Here is an 18,839-nt window from a genome sequence, read left to right as displayed (position 1 = left end):
GAACAACCATATTTTTCTTGGGATCACGAGACACGGGATCAACCTTCAAGCCCGCGATCTCTACAAATATAATATAAATATAGATGGAGGGATTTAGCATGTCGGTGATTGAAAAAGATGTACAAGAAGTGAAATCCGGTTGGAGAAGTTTTACAAAAGGTAAATGGTCCAGAAAAGTTGACGTTAACAACTTTATCGCAAGCAACATTAAGCCTTATGAAGGAAACGAAGAATTCCTCGTAGGACCTACTAGTAACACAACTGAACTCTGGAAGATTATTTCCCAATTGAGCAAGGAAGAAAGAGAAAGAGGCGGCGTATGGGATGTTTCCCTAGATACTGTCTCCACAATCACTTCACATGCTCCAGGCTACATTGACAAGGACAAGGAACAAATTGTAGGCGTACAGACTGATGCTCCTTTCAAACGTTCCATCCAGCCATTCGGCGGGATCAAGATGATGGTTGATGCTACGAAGGCTTATGGCTTCGAGCTTCCACAAAACATCGTTGACATGTTTACGAACATTCGCAAAACGCATAACCAAGGCGTATTTGATGCATATACACCAGACATGAGAGCTGTGCGTAAATCCGGCGTAATTACAGGTCTTCCTGATGCTTACGGACGCGGACGCATCATCGGCGACTACCGCCGCATTGCTCTGTACGGTATTGATTTCCTCATTAAAGACAAAAAACAACAACAAACTGAGCTTGAAGTAGATTCCATGACTGAAGATATCATTCGTTTGCGTGAAGAGCTGTCCGAACAAATTCGTGCACTTGGCGAATTGAAAGAAATGGCAGCTGCTCATGGTATGGATATTTCCAGACCAGCGACCAACTTCAAAGAAGCTACTCAATGGGTATACTTCGGATATCTGGCAGCAGTTAAAGAGCAAAATGGTGCGGCGATGTCCCTGGGCCGTGTGTCCTCTTTCCTGGACATCTATGCAGAACGCGATATTGCTGAAGGTACTTTGACTGAAGAACAAGTACAAGAAATCGTCGATCATTTCGTAATGAAACTGCGTATCGTGAAATTCTTGCGTACACCTGACTATAATGATCTGTTCTCCGGCGACCCAACATGGGTAACTGAATCCATCGGTGGTATGGCTGAAGACGGAACAACTCGTGTTACTAAGAACAGCTTCCGTTTCTTGAACACCCTGTACAACTTGGGTCCAGCTCCGGAACCAAACTTAACTGTACTGTGGTCCGAAAAATTGCCTGAAGCCTTCAAAAAATATTGTGCTAAGGTTTCCATCGAAACTAGTGCAATTCAGTATGAAAATGACGATGTAATGCGTCCATACTGGGGTGAAGATTATGCGATTGCTTGCTGCGTATCTCCAATGCGTATCGGTAAACAAATGCAGTTCTTCGGTGCTCGTGCCAACCTGGCAAAAGCATTACTGTATGCTATCAATGGTGGTGTAGATGAAAAATCCGGAGCACAAGTTGGACCGGAATTCCCAGCGATCACTTCTGAATATCTGGATTATGACGAAGTAATGAAACGTTTCAAACCGATGATGGAGTGGTTGGCTAAGACTTATGTTAACACTTTGAACATCATTCATTATATGCATGACAAATATTCTTACGAACGTATCGAAATGGCGCTGCATGACCGTGACATTCTGCGTACGATGGCTTGTGGTATTGCTGGGCTGTCCGTTGCAGCTGACTCACTAAGCGCAATTAAATACGCCAAAGTAAAACCTATTCGTAACGAACAAGGTATTGCGATCGATTTCGAAACCGAAGGCGAATTCCCTTGCTACGGTAACAATGACGATGCTGTTGACAGCATCGCAGTAGAATTGGTTGAAACCTTCATGACTATGATCCGTAAAAACAAAACATATCGTGATTCTGTGCCGACTCAATCGGTACTGACCATTACTTCGAATGTAGTGTACGGTAAGAAGACAGGTACTACACCTGACGGACGTAAGAAAGGTGAACCTTTCGCACCAGGTGCTAACCCAATGCACGGACGTGACAAGAAAGGCGCCTTGGCTTCCCTGAACTCTGTAGCTAAACTGCCTTACTCCGATGCACAAGATGGTATCTCTAATACGTTCTCCATCGTACCTAAGGCACTTGGTAAAGACGAGGATTCCCGTAAGTCTAACCTGGTACACATGATGGATGGATACTTCCATAACAACGCTCAGCATTTGAATGTTAACGTATTTAACCGTGAACAGCTGATGGACGCTATGGAGCACCCAGAGAACTATCCACAATTGACTATCCGTGTATCCGGTTATGCAGTTAACTTCATCAAGCTGACTCGTGAACAACAAATGGATGTAATCAACCGTACATTCCACGGTTCGATGTAATTTGTTCCTGTCATGAAGATCTTTGAATTAGTACTACTATTGAAATAATTGCAAGGAAGATACCGCCCTTGTCTCAAGGGCGGTAATATCTTGTTTGAGAATTGTTAAAATTTTAAATTTTATTGCCGCGATATAGGGATATGACAGTCTCAAGGACAGGGATCTTCATCGTTGAAAAAGGGACTGTTAGTCTGGCGTGGCGAAAGGATGACATCCTATGATTAAAGGTCGCATACATTCTTTGGAAACCTTTGGAACCGTTGATGGACCTGGTATTCGATTTGTCTTATTTATGCAAGGCTGCTTGCTGAAATGTCAGTATTGCCATAACCCTGATACCTGGGCTTTAGATGAAGGTAAAGAAATGACTCTAGAAGAAGTGCTTTCGGAAATCGAGCCATATATAAACTACTATCGTTCATCCGGTGGCGGGTTAACTGTATCCGGTGGAGAACCAACCTTGCAGGCGCAATTTGTAAAGCAGTTATTTACGGAAGTGAAGAAGCGTTGGAATTTGCACACCACATTAGACAGTAATGGTTACAACGAAGGTGACAAGATTAATGACTTATTGGATGTAACAGATTTGGTTATGCTTGATCTGAAGCATATTGATGAAGAAGCGCATATCAAATTAACCGGTAAATCCAATGATCGAACTTTGAAGCTTGCACGCTGGCTCTCAGACCATAATCGTAAGATGTGGATCCGACATGTATATGTTCCTGGTATTCATGATCGTGAAGAGGATCTCATTAACTTAGGTCGTTATATTGGAACCTTAAATGGCGTCGAGAAATTCGAAATCTTACCTTATCATCAGATGGGTATCTATAAATGGGAAATGCTCGGCAAAGCTTATGAACTGGATGGAGTACCTTCTCCAACAGAAGAAGAAGTGCAACGGGCATACCGCTTGGTCGAAGAAGGTCGTAAGCAAACGGCATTGGTATAATAGAAATCTATTTTTAAGAGAGACCGTACCCTCAGTGGTTGATCATCACTGAAGGTGCGGTTTTTTGTTATGAGGAAGTAAAAAGGGAGGGGTTAAAGCTCCTCTGAGGGGGGATTTTATATTATTCCTAATAAAGACATGCTATAGTTACACGTGGTTTATGGGGTAGATAATAAATGAATATGTCAGGTAATATGACTAATTTTATATTTTAATTAAATGTTTTTAAAGAGAAACAAACTTTTGTGATGAGAAAAACAAATGAATAAAGCGAATTAACATTTTAATGTTATAAAATATAACTTATCGTGTAGTTGATTCCGCTTACATTAGAGATTTTTATCCCTATAGTGGATGAATCTTAACCTTACGATAATGAAGTCTGTTTTCTATAATAAGAAGTGTAAAGCACATCAATATATAGGGAGGGTCACAAGAAATGAAAAAAAGTATGACTTTGCTATTGTCCCTGATTTTCGTATCATCAGCTTTACTGACTGGTTGCGGAGGCAACAACAATGCGTCTTCTAACAAAGGAGATGGAAACGCTACCGCGACTAACTCAGCCGCTACAAATGCTCCAGCAACAGAAGAACCGGTAAATAACGAGCCATTTGAAATGACGATTCGTCACACTCAAATCGGTGCAGACAAGCAGAAACGTCTGGCTATTCTCGAAGAAGTAGTTAACAAAGTACAAGAGGATGTACCGGGTCTGACCTTTAAACTCGATGGGGTAGATTCAGATGTAAACCGTAAAGAAAAATTGCGTGGTGAAATGGCTGCGGGTAATCCACCGGAAATCTTCGATCTGTTCGGCAGCCCTGACTCCAAGATCTATGCTAAAGAAGGTAAATTACTTGACCTGACTCCAATCCTTGAGGAACTTGGAATTAAGGATAAATTCTCAAATCTTGATCCTTTCACTTATGAAGGAAAAATCTATGGATTGCCAATCGGTGGTTCTGGTGAAGGTTTCTTCTATAACAAAGAATACTATACAAGCAAGGGCTGGAAGGCTCCAACAACATTTGCTGAATTGGAACAACAATTGGCTGATATCAAGGCTGATGGAAAAGTACCTTTGGCTGGTGCATCCAAAGCTGGTTGGGTACCACTTATGTTAGCTAACCACCTGTGGTCACGTTATGCAGGTCCGGATGTAACTGCTAAATTTGCAACAGGCGAAGCTAAATGGTCTGATCCAAATGTAGTAAAAGGATTTGCGAAATACAAAGAATGGGTTGATAAAGGCTACTTCAAAAAAGGCGAACTTGGCTTTGAATATGCTGAATACACAACACAATTCACTAGTGGTGAAGCGATCCTGCTGTATGATGGTACTTGGAAATCTTCCGTATTTAAAACGGGCCAATCTGGCGAAGGTTTGATCGGTAAAGTTGGATTCTTCAACATCCCAGCAGTTGAAGGCGGAGCGGGTGACCAAACTGCATTGATGCGCGATGTGAACAATGGTTATGGTTTCTCTGCATCTGCTGAGAAAGATCCACGTCAATTGGCTGCTGTGAAATCTTTTATTAAAAACTTATTTAATGAAGAAATGCAATTGCGCGGACTTGTTGAAGATGGTGTATTGCCAGCAATGAAGATTGACCAAAACGTATTGAATGAGAATATTACTGATGATCTGATGAGCGAAATCGTAGGTGTACTTAACAACTCACAATCTTCGTTCCCAGCATTTGACTCTCTTGTTCAAGCTGATGTAACTACAGAAATCAGTAACATTCAAATTCAAAAACTGATTGGCGATCAGACGACTCCTGAGAAAATGGGCGAAGCTTTGCAAAAGGTACAAGAAGAAGCAAACGCAGCAGTTGAATAAATAGCTGCAAACTGAATGTACCCTGGTGCTAAATCCAGGGTACATTTTTAAAATCAAAGAAAATATGTGTTTGCACTTGATCTGAAGCATTCACTATTCGCCAGATGTCAAAGCAACCGGAGGTAGTCATGAATAAAGCATTAAGAAATCCAGTGGTATTTTTCCTTTTCGTTCTTCCAGCATTGATATTGTTCACGATGTTTTTCATTTACCCCATTTTTAGTTCTATTTATTACAGCTTTACTAGTTGGAACGGTGTATCGGAGACGGTTAAATCAGCCGGATTAAGTAATTATGAGAAAGCACTAGGAGATGAACGATTCTGGATATCCGTTAAAAACAACGGTTGGTTTATTCTTTTCTCCGTATGTATACAGGTACCGTTGATCGTATTCTTCTCGTTATTAATTTCTAATGTGAAGAAGTTAAAGGGCTTATATAAGACAGCAGTCTTTATGCCTTCCATTATGTCTACAGCGGTTATCGGTATTCTCTGGGGGTTTATCTATGAGCCCAACATTGGACTTTTTAATAAGCTCCTTAGTCTAGTAGGAATTAATCCTATTTACTGGCTGTCAGATGAAAGATTTGCAATGCTTTCTATTTTGTTGACGAATGCTTGGCAGTGGACTGGATTTTATATCGTTATGGTCCTAGCGGCGATTCTAGCTATTCCTGGTGAATTGGATGAAGCTGCAGCCATTGACGGCGCAACTGGATTTCAACGCGCTACTCGTATCACGCTTCCACTAATCGTACCAATCATCTCGGTTGTAATTATGCTATCGATTGCTGGAGCAATGAAGGCTGCGGATATCGTCATTGTTATGACTAAAGGTGGACCGGCAGGTTCAACCGATGTAATGGCAACATACATGATTAAATATGCGATCACGAACTTTAAGTATGGATACGGAAATGCCATCGCTGTCCTGATCTTTGCGTTTACACTGGTGGTTACAGTCCTTTATCAGCTGCTGATTGCACGTCGTACAGAAAGGATTGAATACTGATGCCACGCGCCCTGAAAAAGAGTCTGCCACATATTGCCCTTTTATTCTATTTGTTAGTGATCCTGTTTCCTTTCCTATTCGTATTATTCTCATCTGTGAAAAAGGATAATAATGAGATTGCGCTTAATCCTTTTGGCATCCCAAAGGAATTCGTCTTCAATAACTACGTGGAGGCTTGGGTAAATGCCAAGATTAGTACTTACTTTTTCAACAGTTTGTACATTTCGATCCTTGCCTCTGTAGTGTCCATTCTGCTTGCGTCTATGTTTGCTTTTGCGGTTACGCGGATGCGTCAGGGGAAATGGAATACTATTTTGTTCTCACTGGTTTTAGTAGGAATGCTCATCCCGAATAATGCTTTAATGCTGCCGATTTATACGATTGTACGTAAGTTAGGAATACTGAACACCCACTGGGCGTTGATCATTCCTTATATCGCCAATGCGATTCCATTTACCATCATTATTTTAGCAGCATTTATGCGAAATTTACCTAGAGAAATAGAAGAAGCTGCGGTCATGGATGGCTTGAAGGCACCGGGTATCTTTGCTAGAATTATTGTACCTCTAACGGTTCCGGCTATGGTTACTGTATTCATTGTTAATTTCCTGGGAAATTGGAACGAGTTCTTGCTAGCTAACTACTTCCTGTCGAATGACGAGCTGCGAACGCTTCCAGTAGGTATGGTCCAATTCCGGGATCAATACCAGATGAACTATGCACAAATGTCAGCCGGTATCGTCTTCAGCGTACTGCCGGTAATTATCATTTATGCAATTCTTCAGGAGAAGATTATTGAAGGTGTGACAGCGGGCGGCGTAAAAGGATAACTTTATTCTCAGTCAGGAGCACTAGCCGATGAATTTGCGCTATAAATTATTTACGGCATTTTTGGGCCTGATTATCATTCCTTTATTTATTCTAGGCATGCTTATGTTTTTTGTGACTTATAATTCTATTGAAAAAAAGTACAGCCAGCAGTCGGAATACTCACTTAAAGCGATTAGTTACAGTATTTCTAATGTATTAAAAGATATGGATAACGTTACAGACAACGGAATTGCTACCTCGGTGTTTCATATGGCCCTTAGTGCAGATGATCCTAACAACCAGGATTTGACTGATGCTGAGCAACTGAATCTGAATGCGAGCCAGCGCAATTTCCGTAGTCTGTTGTTTAATCATCCATCGATCAGTTATGCATTTTTGTACAATTTTAACGGTAGAGGTAACTCTGAAATCGTGTCGCTTTTTAACAAGGAAAATTTCCGAACGCTACCCTATGATACATTCAAAAAAAGTGATCTGTACCAGGAAGTTATGGACTTAAATGGTGTGCCGAAATGGCTGGCTCCTCACGAGTATCCCGAGCTTACGGGTACTGAACCTGTGTTTACACAAATTCGGCTAGTGAAGGAATTGAGCTTCTTTCAGAACATAGGTATCCTAGTTGTGCAGATCAAGAATTGGGAGTTCGAATCCATATTTCGCAATTTAAAAATTGGGGATAGCAATCAGGATGTTTCCTTTATGCTTGTAAATGATGATGGAATGATTCTTTTTGACCCAGATCAAAAGCTGGATGGACAGGACTTCCAGTCTTTCGCGGATAAAGAGATTACCTTTAAAAAAGGGTTTCAGAGTTTCAAAACAGAGTACAACGGGGAGAAAAGCATTCTTTCCATGTATCATTTGAAGGACTATCCATGGAGTCTGGTATCTGTGACTTCTTGGGATACGTTGTCTCATGAAGTTACAGTATTTGCTCGCTGGTTCGTCGCTGTGATTTTCCTTTGCTTATTGGCAGCTGTGATCTTCAATTTATTTTTTATGAACCGGATTACCGGCGGCATCGCTGTCATTGTTCGTTTTATGCGCCGGGTTGAAGACGGAGATCTGACCACTAGGGTAGAAGTTAAAGGGAATGATGAGCTAACGCTGCTTGCTAAGGGTTTTAATGATCTTATGGATAAAATCAATGGATTGTTTAACAGAATTCATGTGGAGCAGCGTCGCAAGAATCAAGCTGAGATGCGTGTTCTGCAGGCACAGATTAAACCACATTTTTTATTCAATACATTAGAATCAATCAATGTTCTCGCTATTCAGAATGAAGGCAAAAAAGTTAGTGAGATGGTCTACAGGCTGGCTAGTATTTTGCGAATCAGCATTCAGGATCGGGAAGAGATTACGCTGGATGAAGAAGTTAAACATTTACGCAATTATTTGGATATACAAAAATTCCGCTTTGAAGATTTGTTCGAATACGAGATCGATATTCCGAATGAATTGATGAGTTGCGGTATCCTTAAACTCACGTTACAACCGCTTGTAGAGAACAGCATTCAACATGGATTTGAGGGCATTGATTACAAAGGTCATGTTTCTGTGAAGGTTTGGGAGAAGCAGGGGGATTTGATTTTACGTATTGAAGATAATGGTATTGGTATTACACCTTCTCAGTTGGCTATTTTTCAATATATTGTGAATGATCCTGTGGAGCAAGAAGTTAAGGCTGAACGGGATAACCGGATGAATCTTGAACGCAGAGGTCTTGGTATTCGCAGTGTAGCAGATCGCATCCGCATTGAATACGGTGACAGGTACGGAATATTTATCTGTTCTAGTCCAGGTCATGGTACTATTATCCAATGTGTCATACCTAAATACGAGCAGGGGGAAGATCATTATGCTAAAAGTATTATTGGTTGATGACGAAGCCCCAATTCTGAATAATCTGAACAGGGTGTTGCCTTGGCAGGAGATGGGGATGGAGGTTGTCGGTATGGCGCGAAGCGGAATGGATGCTTTGCGTATTGCCGAGGAGAAACAGCCTGATCTTGTGTTATGTGACATCCGTATGCCAGTGATGGACGGGTTAACTTTTATCGGTAAGTTGCGGGAGATGGGATTGGATAGCGAGGTGCTGCTTCTTACCGGATATCAGGAGTTTGATTATGCACGGGAAGCGATTCGGCTAGGTGTTAAAGAGTATATTTGTAAGCCGATACATTATGAAGAGCTTGGCAATAAGGTACGGGAGATTGGGGCTAAGATCCGTAGTAAGCAGTTTAAGAATAAACTGTATAATAGCATTCCAATTTTTCAGGAAATCCCTGAAGGTGAAGATGATTCTGGCAAAAAAACACCGGATCAGCTGATGAACCAAGCAGCTAAGTACATCACAGAACATCTCCATTCTGATATTGGGATTGAGGAAGTGGCGAATAAGATCGGGATTAGTGGCAGTTATTTCTGTCTCTTGTTTAAGAATCGTTTTGCTATGACTTTCGTGGAATACGTGACCCTACAACGAATTGAAGCTGCTAAGTTTATGCTAACTAACAGCGATAAGAGTATTACGATGATTGGCTCGGGAGTTGGCTATCAGGAGCGGCGTTATTTTACCAAGGTATTTCAGAAGCAGACAGGGATGTCGCCTAAGGAGTATCGCGACCGATGCCGGACCGAAGTGCAGTGAGGTTAGCTGCTGAGTGGTGAGGTTAGCGTCGCTCCAAGGAATGTTTGTTGCTGAGTGGTGAGGTTAGCGTCGCTCCAAGGAATGTTTGGACTTCCGGTCGCTGTTATCCTCAGATTTCTTGATTAGAAACCGCTATTAGCGGTTGAAATCCGAGGATAAAGGCGAACGCTACGCTCCTACAGTTCCAAACTTCCTTTCCGTTCCTTCTCCCTCACCCCTCTTCGTAGTAGTATAGGGGCCGTCCCACACCTGCGGATGTGGGCCTCTCTGGGAACACAAGGACTGATTGCCTAGTTAATCTAAGGCAGAAATTATCAACCAGCCCTTGGCTGTGATGAAGAGAAAAAGATTATCAACCAGCCCTTGGCTGTGATGAAGAGAAAAAGATTATCAACCAGCCCTTAGCTGTGATGAAGAGAAAAGATTATCAACCAGCCCTTGGCTGTGATGAAGAAAAAAGATTATCAACCAGCCTTAGCTGTGATGAAGAGAAAAGATTATCAACCAGCCTTGGCTGTGATGAAGAGAAAAGATTATCAACCAGCCTTGGCTGTGATGAAGAGAAAAGATTATCAACCAGCCTTTAGCTGTGATAAATGCGATTAAGGTACATAAGCTATGATTAATTAAATTTTTTGCCTCTATTAGAGGCTGAAGAGATGGTTTTCCTCGATTTTCGAGGATAATCGTCTCTTTTTTTATAGAAATATAATATGTTCCCTATACTCCCATAAATTATCATATGTTTTAATTAAAGTGTAAGGAGGATACACAAAACGTTAGGCAAGCAAGAGTAATTGGGGCTTAAGAATGGGATGATGGAGAATGGGGGAACCAAAAATGAGTGTGACGAATCCTTCCGTCAGCTTGTCAGAAGTAAAGAAACCAGGCAGGGGAAGAACGCCGAATTTTCTTAGAGTAATGAAGAAATATTGGGTGTTCTATTTGATGATGTTACCTGCGATAGTGATTCTAATCATCAATAATTACATACCGATGTTAGGGACGGTAATTGCATTTAAGGATATCAATTACCAAAAAGGGATTCTGGGTAGTGATTGGGTCGGGTTAGCGAACTTTAAATATTTAATCTCGACGGAGACGGCCTGGATCATTACGAGGAATACGTTATTGTATAATACAGCGTTTATTATACTGACGCTATTTTTTTCGCTGGCTTTCGCAATTATGTTTAACGAAATGCGCAGCAGATGGCTATCGAAATTCCATCAAAGCGCTATGTTTCTCCCTTATTTTCTCTCTTGGGTCGTCGTAAGTTACTTAGTATACGGCTTTCTGAGTGCAGAGCATGGGTTCATGAACAAGACATTACTCCCGTTCTTTGGGGTAGATCCTATCGAATGGTATTCACAGTCCAAATATTGGCCTGGGATTCTAGTAATCGTGAAGATATGGAAAGAGATTGGGTATACAACGGTTATTTATATGGCCGCTATTATTGGAATAGATAATGAATATTATGAGGCTGCACTTATTGATGGAGCTTCTAAATGGAAGCAGATTCGAAAAATCACACTGCCGCTAATCAGCCCAGTTATTATAGTAATGACGCTGCTGCAGATAGGCAGGATTTTTAACGCAGACTTCGGATTATTCTTTCAGGTTACGAGAAATGCAGGAGCGTTATACTCGACGACGCAGGTTATCGACACATATGTATATCAAACCTTCCTCGCAATCGGTGATATAGGAATGTCTTCAGCCGCGGGTCTCGTTCAATCTGTTGTAGGATTTCTATTGATTTTCTTAGCGAATCTAGCAGTGCGGCGAATCAGTAAAGATGATGCTTTATTCTAAAGGGAGGTGGGAGTGTTGAGCCAGACAGAAACAGCAATAGGGTCGTCACGGCGTACAGGAAAGCGCACAAAACGGCAAAGACAACCCAATGAAATATCTAATATATCTAATTTGCTAATTAATATATTCTTTTGGATATACACAGCGATTTGTGTGGTGCCGCTGATCCTCGTAGTTATTGTATCGTTTTCGGACGAGAATTCCGTTATTCAGAACGGCTACAGCTTTTTTCCTAACAAGTGGGATATTTCTTCTTATGAATTTCTGTTAAAAGATTATTGGCAAATTATCGATGCAGCTTCCGTTTCGTTATTTGTGACTGTGGTAGGCACGATTCTGAGTCTTATCATTATGGCTATGTACGCTTACCCTATCTCACGTGGAGATTTTCCACATCGTAATTTCTTCTCATTTTTTATGTTTTTTACAATGTTGTTTAATGGGGGCCTTGTGCCTTGGTATCTGGTCTACACGCGAATGATGCATATGAAGGATACGTTATGGATTCTAATTATGCCGCTGCTGGTTTCTGCTTTCTTTGTTATCATCTTACGGACCTTTTTTGCCAATACCATACCGCCAGCTTTAATCGAATCTGCTAAGATCGATGGGGCACCAGAATTCCGGATCTTCGTTCAAATTATTTTGCCTTTGTCTATGCCAGTGTTAGCTACAGTAGGTTTGTTTCAGACCCTGGCCTATTGGAATGATTGGTACCTTAGTTTGATCTTTATCTCACCCGAAGGTCATGTCAATTTACAATACCTAATGTATAAGACGATGCTGAATGTTCAATTCCTGACAGCAAGTCCTCAGGCGATGGCTGCCTTGGCTGCACAGGGTGTAGAAATCAATATTCCAACAGAAACGGTAAGAATGGCGATGGCTGTTATTGGTATCGGACCTATCGTGTTTGTATATTCCTTCTTTCAGAAGTATTTTATTAAAGGGCTTACCGTGGGTGCTGTCAAAGGTTAAGGATGATTGTAATGGCTTAATTCGGCCGCTTTATGCTAAGGTGTGAACGGCCGATTCAGCATATATAAATATTTTGAGGGAGGTTATGGTGTATATGAAAGCTGTTAGAAAAAGCGCACTAATGACACTATTGCTAACGATGGTACTGAGTCTTAGTTTAGCAGGCTGCGGTGGGAATAACGGGAATAATGAAGCAGCTTCACCTGCTCCAAGCGAAAATGCAACCGCTACCAATGCTGCTGCTACGGATGAGCCAGCCGCGGATCCTACTGCCGAACCGGCAAAAGAATTGGAGCCTTATACCGTCAAGTTAATTTATGTCGGTGCCGTGCAAAAGGATGAAAAAGCTGTAGAAGATGAAATCAATAAGTTATTGGAACCTAAAATCAACGCCAAATTGGATATCGCACCGATCGATTGGGGTCCGTGGGACAATGATGTCAATCTGAAAATTGCGAGTCAGGAAAAATTCGATATCATCTTTACAGCTCAATGGAAGAACTACGTAACGAATGCAGCTAAAGGCGCTTATCTCCCGATTAATGACGATAGCGGCAAATATGGTAATCTCCTAAATGAATACGGCCAAGGGATTCTAAAAAATCTGGATCCACAATTCTTAAAAGGTTCAGCGATCAATGGTGTGAATTATGCTGTTCCTACAAACAAGGAGCTGGCTGCACAAGGTGGGGTTGTCTATCGCTCCGATATTGCGGATGAACTGGGCATCGATATGTCGAATGTGAAATCCATTCAAGATCTGGATGCAGTTCTCAAAGTAGTGAAGGAGAAAAGACCTGACCTGACTCCATTGTATTTCAAACAAGGTGAGACCTTTAACTCACAATACATGGCACAATACGATACCCTTGGTGATGCTGCCATTCCTGGTGTTCTGCTTAAAGATTCCTCAGATACTAAGATTCAATCGATGATTGAGATGGATCGTTATAAAGAAATCATTAAACTTACTCGTGAGTATATGAAAAAAGGTTACATTAACAAAGACGCAGCTGTTGCTACGAATTCGACTCAGGATGCAATGAAGGCTGGCAATGTCTTTATGACAGTGCAATCGCTTAAACCGGGTAAAGATAGTGAGCTGGCTAACGCTACCGGCTTGATTGGCAAGCTGAAACAAATTGCATTCAATGATCCAACGATTTCTACAAGTGATGCTGCTGGATCTATGCTTGCGATCTCCGCTTCCTCTGGTGATCCGGCCCGGGCCATGATGGTGCTAGATATTCTGCACACAGATAAAGATATCAACAATCTGCTTGTTTTCGGTATAAAAGGTGTGCACTATGAAGTCGTAAGTGGTGATACGATCAAAGCTACAGATAAAACAGCTGATTATAATACGGCTGCAGCTTGGATGCTTGGAAGTCAATTCCTGAACCCCGTGTGGGAAAGTGAAGCTCCAGACAAATGGGAACAATTCAAAGCCTTTAACTCTAAAGGTAAAGCCTCTGTAGCGCTTGGTTTCAACTTCGATGCCTCCTCAATGAAGACTGAAATGGCTGCTTGTAAAGCTGTAATGGATGAATACGACATCAGCTTGGATACGGGTTCTGTTGATCCTGATACCGTACTGACTAAGTATGCTGATAAGCTGAAAAAGGCAGGGCTCGATAAGATTATTGCAGAGAAACAAAAACAGCTGGATGCTTTCCTGGCTGCGCAAAAATAAAGCGAAAATGAATTCAAAAAAGGCTCTCCCCGGCAGGTTAATTTAGCCGGGGAGAGCCTTTTTATGATAGTACTTAGCGGAAGGAGCTGTCTATTTGCTTTGCGGCTTGAACAGCAAGGGTCCAAGCCAGTTTAGGAGTTAGCTCGCCTTTTTCAGCTTTGGTCAAGTATTCGAGCATGCTTGTCTCCACGTCAGCGTGATGAGGGCCGTAGTAGGTCGGAATTACTGCTTTTGCTGCTGACGAAAGGGTCAGACCAAGCTCTGAATTAGGAAAATAGGGATCGTGCAGATCGTGGATCTCTGGGTCATCATAGATTTCGGGGGTGGAAGGGAAAGCCCCTTGTACCTTGAAAGAAACCAATTGCTGCGTTGGTTCGGTTAGCCATTTAATAAGAGCAAAGGATTCATCAGGATGATTACCTGTCTTTGGTAAGGTCAGAACGGAGCCTCCGCGATTAGCACTGTTTTCTGGGATTTGTGTTACATTCCATAAACCGCTGGCAGTTGGAGCACTGCTCTTGATATGACCAATCATCCAAGCCGGACAGAGCATGACTGCAAAATCTCCGTTGAGCAGGCCTGCACCCCAGCGTTGGGTATCCACTGCAATACTGGCGGACAGATTTAGCTTAAGGGCTTGAATTGAGAAGTCCCAGGCTCGTTTGACCGCTGGATTATTGTCGAGGATCAATTCTTGTGTTGTGGGACTGTAATATTGAAGCTTGGACTGACGTAGAAGGGTGAGATAGAGGTTCTCCAAGTCATTTACAAAAGCTTTTCCTGTTCTCTCCTGTACTTTGGTGCCCGCTTCAAGGAATTGATCCCAAGTTTGAATTTCTTTAGCCACTTCCTCTGGTTTAGTAGGGAGGCCTGATAATGCGAATATATCCGTTCGATATAACATGGCATAGGGTCCAATTTCCGTTGGTAATCCGAAAATAAAATCATTACCCAGCACCTCCTGCCACTTCCAATTCAGAAATTGGTCCTTCAGATTGTCAGCTTCAAAGGTTTTTAGATTATAAAAATAATCAGGAAATTGTTTGAAGCGATCTAAATAGCTAATATCAATGGCAGCCACATCCGGCGAACTATATCCAGCTGCGAACGAGGTCTGTAGCTTGGCTGGAAGCTGCGTGGAGGTGGAGGTCTGAATATGAATCTCTAGCTCGGGATGCTGGGATTGATATTGGTCAATGAGCGACTCAAGACCTGATCCAGCAGTGAGCCAGATGTTCAGCTGTATCGGGTCTTGTAAAGCGGTATCTTCCTTGGAAGGGGAGAGCTGACAACCACTTGTATTAAGTAACAAGCCAAATGTTAATAGGACAGTAATCAACTTACCATTTACATTCAAGAGAAACACACCTCTGCTTTATTTGTTGTGCTTCTGAAATTCCTGAGGAGTCATCCCCATATATTTCTTGAAAATGAGACTGAAATATGCAGGATCCTTAAAGCCTACTAATTCGCTAACCTCATATACCTTGAGAGTAACATTCTCTAATAATTCAGTAGCTTTTTGAATACGAAGTTTGGTAAGAAAGCTAGAGAAAGGCTCCCCTACATCATCTTTAAACAATCGGCCGAGATAGGTAGGATTCATATACAGTTCGTCTGCGATCATCTTGAGGGAGAGATTTTCTTGGAGCCGGGAATTCATAACCTCAATCATCATAGAGATTACCCTGCGCGTTGCCTTTACTTGTAGTTGTTCAGTGAGCTGTGGAGAAGCCGAATGCATGGAGAGGTCTCTGAAAAAGATAACGGATGGCGTACTCTCTTTTTTGACCTGCTGACAAGCTTCCAGACTCTCATGATAGGCGGTTGCGAGCGCCCCCAATTGATAGTGAGGGTTGGAGACCCCTGCACAAAATGGCGATTTCAGAATGCCTGATAGCTTATGCAGCAGCTCTTGTGTCAATACCTCATCAACGCCGTTAGGCTGCTCAAGAGGATAGAATAATAGCATGATGGCTTCCTGCTCCTCTTGAATGCCAACAACGTTGGCGTACAGCGCAAAACATTCTTCTAATATATTTATAACTGCTGCATACATGGCTTGTTCCGACCAGTTCTGAGGCATGCCCACTCCAAGATGGTTTACGGTTACGACTACAAAGGAATGAAAAGGAGGAATAAGTTGTTCTTCAAAATAGGGCAACGGGATGCCGTAAAGAAGATCAGATAAGCGTTTCTCCCGAAGGTTTTTTTCTCTTAGCTGCGTTAATTGCCTCTGCTGTTTCTTCAATTGAAGACGTTCATATACGCCTGTTGCGACTTCAAGAATATGTTCTACTGAATTTGGTTTAACCAAATATTCCTTTACACCATAACGGATGGCTTGACTGGCATAGGTGAAGTCCTGATAACCTGTGAGCAGCACGGTTTCAGTGTCTGGATAACATTCATGGATATGCTTTGCGAGTTCCAGCCCATCCATGCCGGGCATTCGGATATCGGATATCACCAGATCAACCATATGCTCTTTTAACAATTGCACAGCCTCCAAACCGTTCTCTGCCGAGCCAATAATGCTAAAATTGTGATTCGCACTTCCCAGCATTTCTGACAGAGAACGGCGAACAAAACTTTCGTCGTCCACGATTAACACATTCATCGTTGTGCCCCCTTAACTTTGATCATACTGTAATGGAACAGTGACCTTCACAAATAAGCCACCAAGCTCGCTTGTTGATAGCTGTAGACCAAATTCCTGTCCGTAGATTAGCTCTATGCGATGATTTAGATTAGATAGTCCAATTCCGGTATGAAGCAGCTTCTCCGGATTAACCTCACCGCCGACTAATGCGTCTGCCATACTTTCCTCGCTCATGCCGTCCCCGTTGTCTTCTACAGTTAACACCAGAGATGTTCCTTCACTATAGGCGCGTATGCGAATTAGCCATACTTCCCGAAGTGTGGGTTCAAGTCCATGAGTAATGGCATTTTCGACAAGTGGCTGAAGGGTTAATTTCATAAGCTGGCCATTCATAACCTCAGGATTTACAAAAAGATCAATCTGCAATTTGTCCTCGTAGCGCAGCTTCTGGAGAAAAATGAATCGTTCTAATTGCTTTAAATCCTCCTCAACTGTAACGAATTCGGATCCGCGGTCAATACTATAGCGGAGCAGATCACTTAGAGCGAGTACCATTTGGGACTCTTCCTGCATGCGCTTGTTGGCGAGCGACCAATAGATTGTATTCAAAGTGTTATAAAGAAAATGCGGGCGGAATTGCGCTTTGAGTGCTACGATCTGAGCTTGCTTTTCACTAATTTGTTTGCTGGATAGGTCAGCTATAGTATGATCCAGGTTTTGGAGCATCGAATTATAGCTTGAATAAAGGATAGCCATTTCTTTGTTCATGGTTGTTTTTACAAAAGGTAAAGTAGTTCCCCGTTCGACATTGCTCAGCTTGGTTGCCAGATTACGAAGGGGCTTGGATAGGGTCCAAGAGAAAAAGAAAGTGAATAGTAGGGCAGCACCCATCCCCAGCAGGCCAATTAAAATAATATTCCGGCGAATCGTATTTAAATCTTTAACAGCGTCTTTAGAATCAATGTAAGCAAAAATGCTCCACTCGCTATAGTCGGAATAGGCATAGGATACGAACAGATTGCGTGAGTTTATTTTTTGTGGAACGATTCTGGCTTTATGATTGCTGAATTGTTTTAGAAGCCCGTCGTTCATATAGAGTCCAATTTCTTTTGGATCTGTGGAATAGACAATGGTATTAAATGAATCAACAACTTGGATTTTCTCGTTTTTGCCGAGGTGAAATTGGCTGACAGCGTTATGGATAACCTCGACAGGGAGGACAAGAAACAGGGTTCCTAACCGGTTTAGATCATTCCAATCATTAATTTGTCTGGCTCCCATCACCACAGGGATATTACCGTTCTGCCATACATCTACACCGAACCAGACCATTCGGCCTTTATTCTGTGCTATAGCCGGAAACCAATAAGCATCGCGGATTTCCTTTTCGCTGTCCCAGATGACCTTTAAGGAACTGCTGTTGGTATACACCTGATCATCGGACAGACCGAGCAGCTTGAACTGGATGTCAGAGTTTATGGAACGTGTCTGTTGATCTATGTAACGAGTAATTTCCATGGCGTCTGTACGAGGTGAACGTGACAACGCTAAGTCTCCCAAGGTTTCTTGAATCAAGGGACTGAACATGATCGTAGAAGAAAGCTTATCGTTATCCTGAAGAATTGCATCCATTTTACCTTGAAGTTGCTTGACGGATTCCAGGATATATTGATTGGAGCGGTTTAGAACAGCTTGAGAGGAAGAGCGGTAGGACAAAAAAATGGTGAATCCTACGATGGTGAAGATGATTAGAGAGAAGCCCATGATTAATTGAACGAGGATGGAGATTTTTTTGGACATGTTATCCCTCGCATGTAAAAGATATTCTTCCATACATTGTAACAAAAGCAAATGAAAGCGAATATAGTCAGACGAAAAATAAACATATTTATAGAAAAAATCTCATTTTTTTCAGGGGAAACAGCGTGGTTGTCCAACAATATTTAATACAGCGTTAATCTTTCTTTACTTAATAATGAAACTTTTTATGGTGGCATGCGTCTAATACTATGTTTGTTATGACGATCGTGGCAAAAGCTTTTTGCCGCCCTACCGTGGGTGGCAGCATTTTGCGGGGAATATAAGAGGAGTAT

Annotated in this window: 14 protein-coding genes; 11 read left to right on the top strand and 3 right to left on the bottom strand. The window is 42.0% G+C overall.

Translation table 11 applies throughout. The annotated features are described in order from the left end of the window. Nucleotides 1-98: 98 nt before the first annotated feature. The 11 genes from pflB (at nucleotide 99) to MKY54_RS22230 (ending at nucleotide 14,144) form a co-directional block, all read left to right on the top strand. Nucleotides 99-2,360, top strand: a complete 2,262-nt coding sequence (gene pflB / locus MKY54_RS22280) for a formate C-acetyltransferase (RefSeq protein ID WP_076218917.1) — start codon at nucleotides 99-101, stop codon at nucleotides 2,358-2,360. Between the two features lie 217 nt (nucleotides 2,361-2,577). After that, nucleotides 2,578-3,315, top strand: a complete 738-nt coding sequence (gene pflA, locus MKY54_RS22275) for a pyruvate formate-lyase-activating protein (protein ID WP_036682920.1) — start codon at nucleotides 2,578-2,580, stop codon at nucleotides 3,313-3,315. Nucleotides 3,316-3,754: 439 nt separating this feature from the next. Then, the gene (locus MKY54_RS22270; protein ID WP_076129628.1) at nucleotides 3,755-5,161 is read left to right on the top strand and encodes an extracellular solute-binding protein; all 1,407 of its coding nucleotides are present in this window, start codon (nucleotides 3,755-3,757) and stop codon (nucleotides 5,159-5,161) included. Nucleotides 5,162-5,289: 128 nt separating this feature from the next. Continuing rightward, complete coding sequence (locus tag MKY54_RS22265; RefSeq protein ID WP_036682917.1) at nucleotides 5,290-6,174, top strand: sugar ABC transporter permease; 885 nt, start codon at nucleotides 5,290-5,292, stop codon at nucleotides 6,172-6,174. Next, nucleotides 6,174-7,004, top strand: a complete 831-nt coding sequence (locus MKY54_RS22260) for a carbohydrate ABC transporter permease (protein ID WP_036682912.1) — start codon at nucleotides 6,174-6,176, stop codon at nucleotides 7,002-7,004. Before MKY54_RS22265 ends, MKY54_RS22260 begins: the two co-directional genes overlap by 1 nt. A gap of 28 nt (nucleotides 7,005-7,032) precedes the next feature. Next, complete coding sequence (locus MKY54_RS22255; RefSeq protein ID WP_076129629.1) at nucleotides 7,033-8,886, top strand: sensor histidine kinase; 1,854 nt, start codon at nucleotides 7,033-7,035, stop codon at nucleotides 8,884-8,886. Then, a complete protein-coding gene (locus tag MKY54_RS22250) occupies nucleotides 8,864-9,655 on the top strand; it encodes a response regulator (protein ID WP_036682908.1) in 792 nt (263 codons plus the stop codon). Before MKY54_RS22255 ends, MKY54_RS22250 begins: the two co-directional genes overlap by 23 nt. A gap of 410 nt (nucleotides 9,656-10,065) precedes the next feature. Further along, a complete protein-coding gene (locus MKY54_RS22245; RefSeq protein WP_339187964.1) occupies nucleotides 10,066-10,242 on the top strand; it encodes a hypothetical protein in 177 nt (58 codons plus the stop codon). Between the two features lie 253 nt (nucleotides 10,243-10,495). Further along, a complete protein-coding gene (locus MKY54_RS22240; protein ID WP_235219484.1) occupies nucleotides 10,496-11,473 on the top strand; it encodes an ABC transporter permease subunit in 978 nt (325 codons plus the stop codon). 15 nt (nucleotides 11,474-11,488) lie between these two features. After that, a complete protein-coding gene (locus MKY54_RS22235) occupies nucleotides 11,489-12,451 on the top strand; it encodes a carbohydrate ABC transporter permease (protein WP_235219483.1) in 963 nt (320 codons plus the stop codon). A gap of 94 nt (nucleotides 12,452-12,545) precedes the next feature. Continuing rightward, nucleotides 12,546-14,144, top strand: a complete 1,599-nt coding sequence (locus MKY54_RS22230; protein ID WP_076184178.1) for an ABC transporter substrate-binding protein — start codon at nucleotides 12,546-12,548, stop codon at nucleotides 14,142-14,144. Between the two features lie 73 nt (nucleotides 14,145-14,217). On the opposite strand, the gene MKY54_RS22225 is transcribed toward MKY54_RS22230, so the two are convergent. From MKY54_RS22225 to MKY54_RS22215, 3 genes are read right to left on the bottom strand one after another with little or no spacing between them, the layout of a single operon-like run. Further along, a complete protein-coding gene (locus MKY54_RS22225) occupies nucleotides 14,218-15,501 on the bottom strand; it encodes an extracellular solute-binding protein (RefSeq protein ID WP_076278407.1) in 1,284 nt (427 codons plus the stop codon). An 18-nt stretch (nucleotides 15,502-15,519) separates the two neighbouring features. Beyond that, nucleotides 15,520-16,764: a response regulator gene (locus MKY54_RS22220; RefSeq protein ID WP_076184175.1), complete on the bottom strand. Its 1,245-nt coding sequence runs from the start codon at nucleotides 16,762-16,764 to the stop codon at nucleotides 15,520-15,522. 12 nt (nucleotides 16,765-16,776) lie between these two features. Further along, nucleotides 16,777-18,546: a sensor histidine kinase gene (locus MKY54_RS22215; RefSeq protein ID WP_339187961.1), complete on the bottom strand. Its 1,770-nt coding sequence runs from the start codon at nucleotides 18,544-18,546 to the stop codon at nucleotides 16,777-16,779. Nucleotides 18,547-18,839: the final 293 nt, after the last annotated feature.

The organism is Paenibacillus sp. FSL P2-0121 (assembly GCF_037975345.1).
In the GTDB taxonomy this organism is placed as follows: Bacteria; Bacillota; Bacilli; order Paenibacillales; family Paenibacillaceae; genus Paenibacillus_AQ; species Paenibacillus_AQ odorifer.
This window is presented reverse-complemented; position numbering and strand designations above follow the sequence as displayed.

Coding starts and splice junctions, on each gene's coding strand:
- MKY54_RS22240 (WP_235219484.1), top strand. CDS start 10,496: ATGAGTGTGACGAATCCTTCCGTCAGCTTGTCAGAAGTAAAGAAACCA.
- MKY54_RS22230 (WP_076184178.1), top strand. CDS start 12,546: ATGAAAGCTGTTAGAAAAAGCGCACTAATGACACTATTGCTAACGATG.
- MKY54_RS22260 (WP_036682912.1), top strand. CDS start 6,174: ATGCCACGCGCCCTGAAAAAGAGTCTGCCACATATTGCCCTTTTATTC.
- MKY54_RS22265 (WP_036682917.1), top strand. CDS start 5,290: ATGAATAAAGCATTAAGAAATCCAGTGGTATTTTTCCTTTTCGTTCTT.
- MKY54_RS22245 (WP_339187964.1), top strand. CDS start 10,066: ATGAAGAGAAAAGATTATCAACCAGCCCTTGGCTGTGATGAAGAAAAA.
- MKY54_RS22270 (WP_076129628.1), top strand. CDS start 3,755: ATGAAAAAAAGTATGACTTTGCTATTGTCCCTGATTTTCGTATCATCA.
- MKY54_RS22220 (WP_076184175.1), bottom strand. CDS start 16,764: ATGAATGTGTTAATCGTGGACGACGAAAGTTTTGTTCGCCGTTCTCTG.
- pflA (WP_036682920.1), top strand. CDS start 2,578: ATGATTAAAGGTCGCATACATTCTTTGGAAACCTTTGGAACCGTTGAT.
- MKY54_RS22255 (WP_076129629.1), top strand. CDS start 7,033: ATGAATTTGCGCTATAAATTATTTACGGCATTTTTGGGCCTGATTATC.
- MKY54_RS22215 (WP_339187961.1), bottom strand. CDS start 18,546: ATGTCCAAAAAAATCTCCATCCTCGTTCAATTAATCATGGGCTTCTCT.
- pflB (WP_076218917.1), top strand. CDS start 99: ATGTCGGTGATTGAAAAAGATGTACAAGAAGTGAAATCCGGTTGGAGA.
- MKY54_RS22250 (WP_036682908.1), top strand. CDS start 8,864: ATGCTAAAAGTATTATTGGTTGATGACGAAGCCCCAATTCTGAATAAT.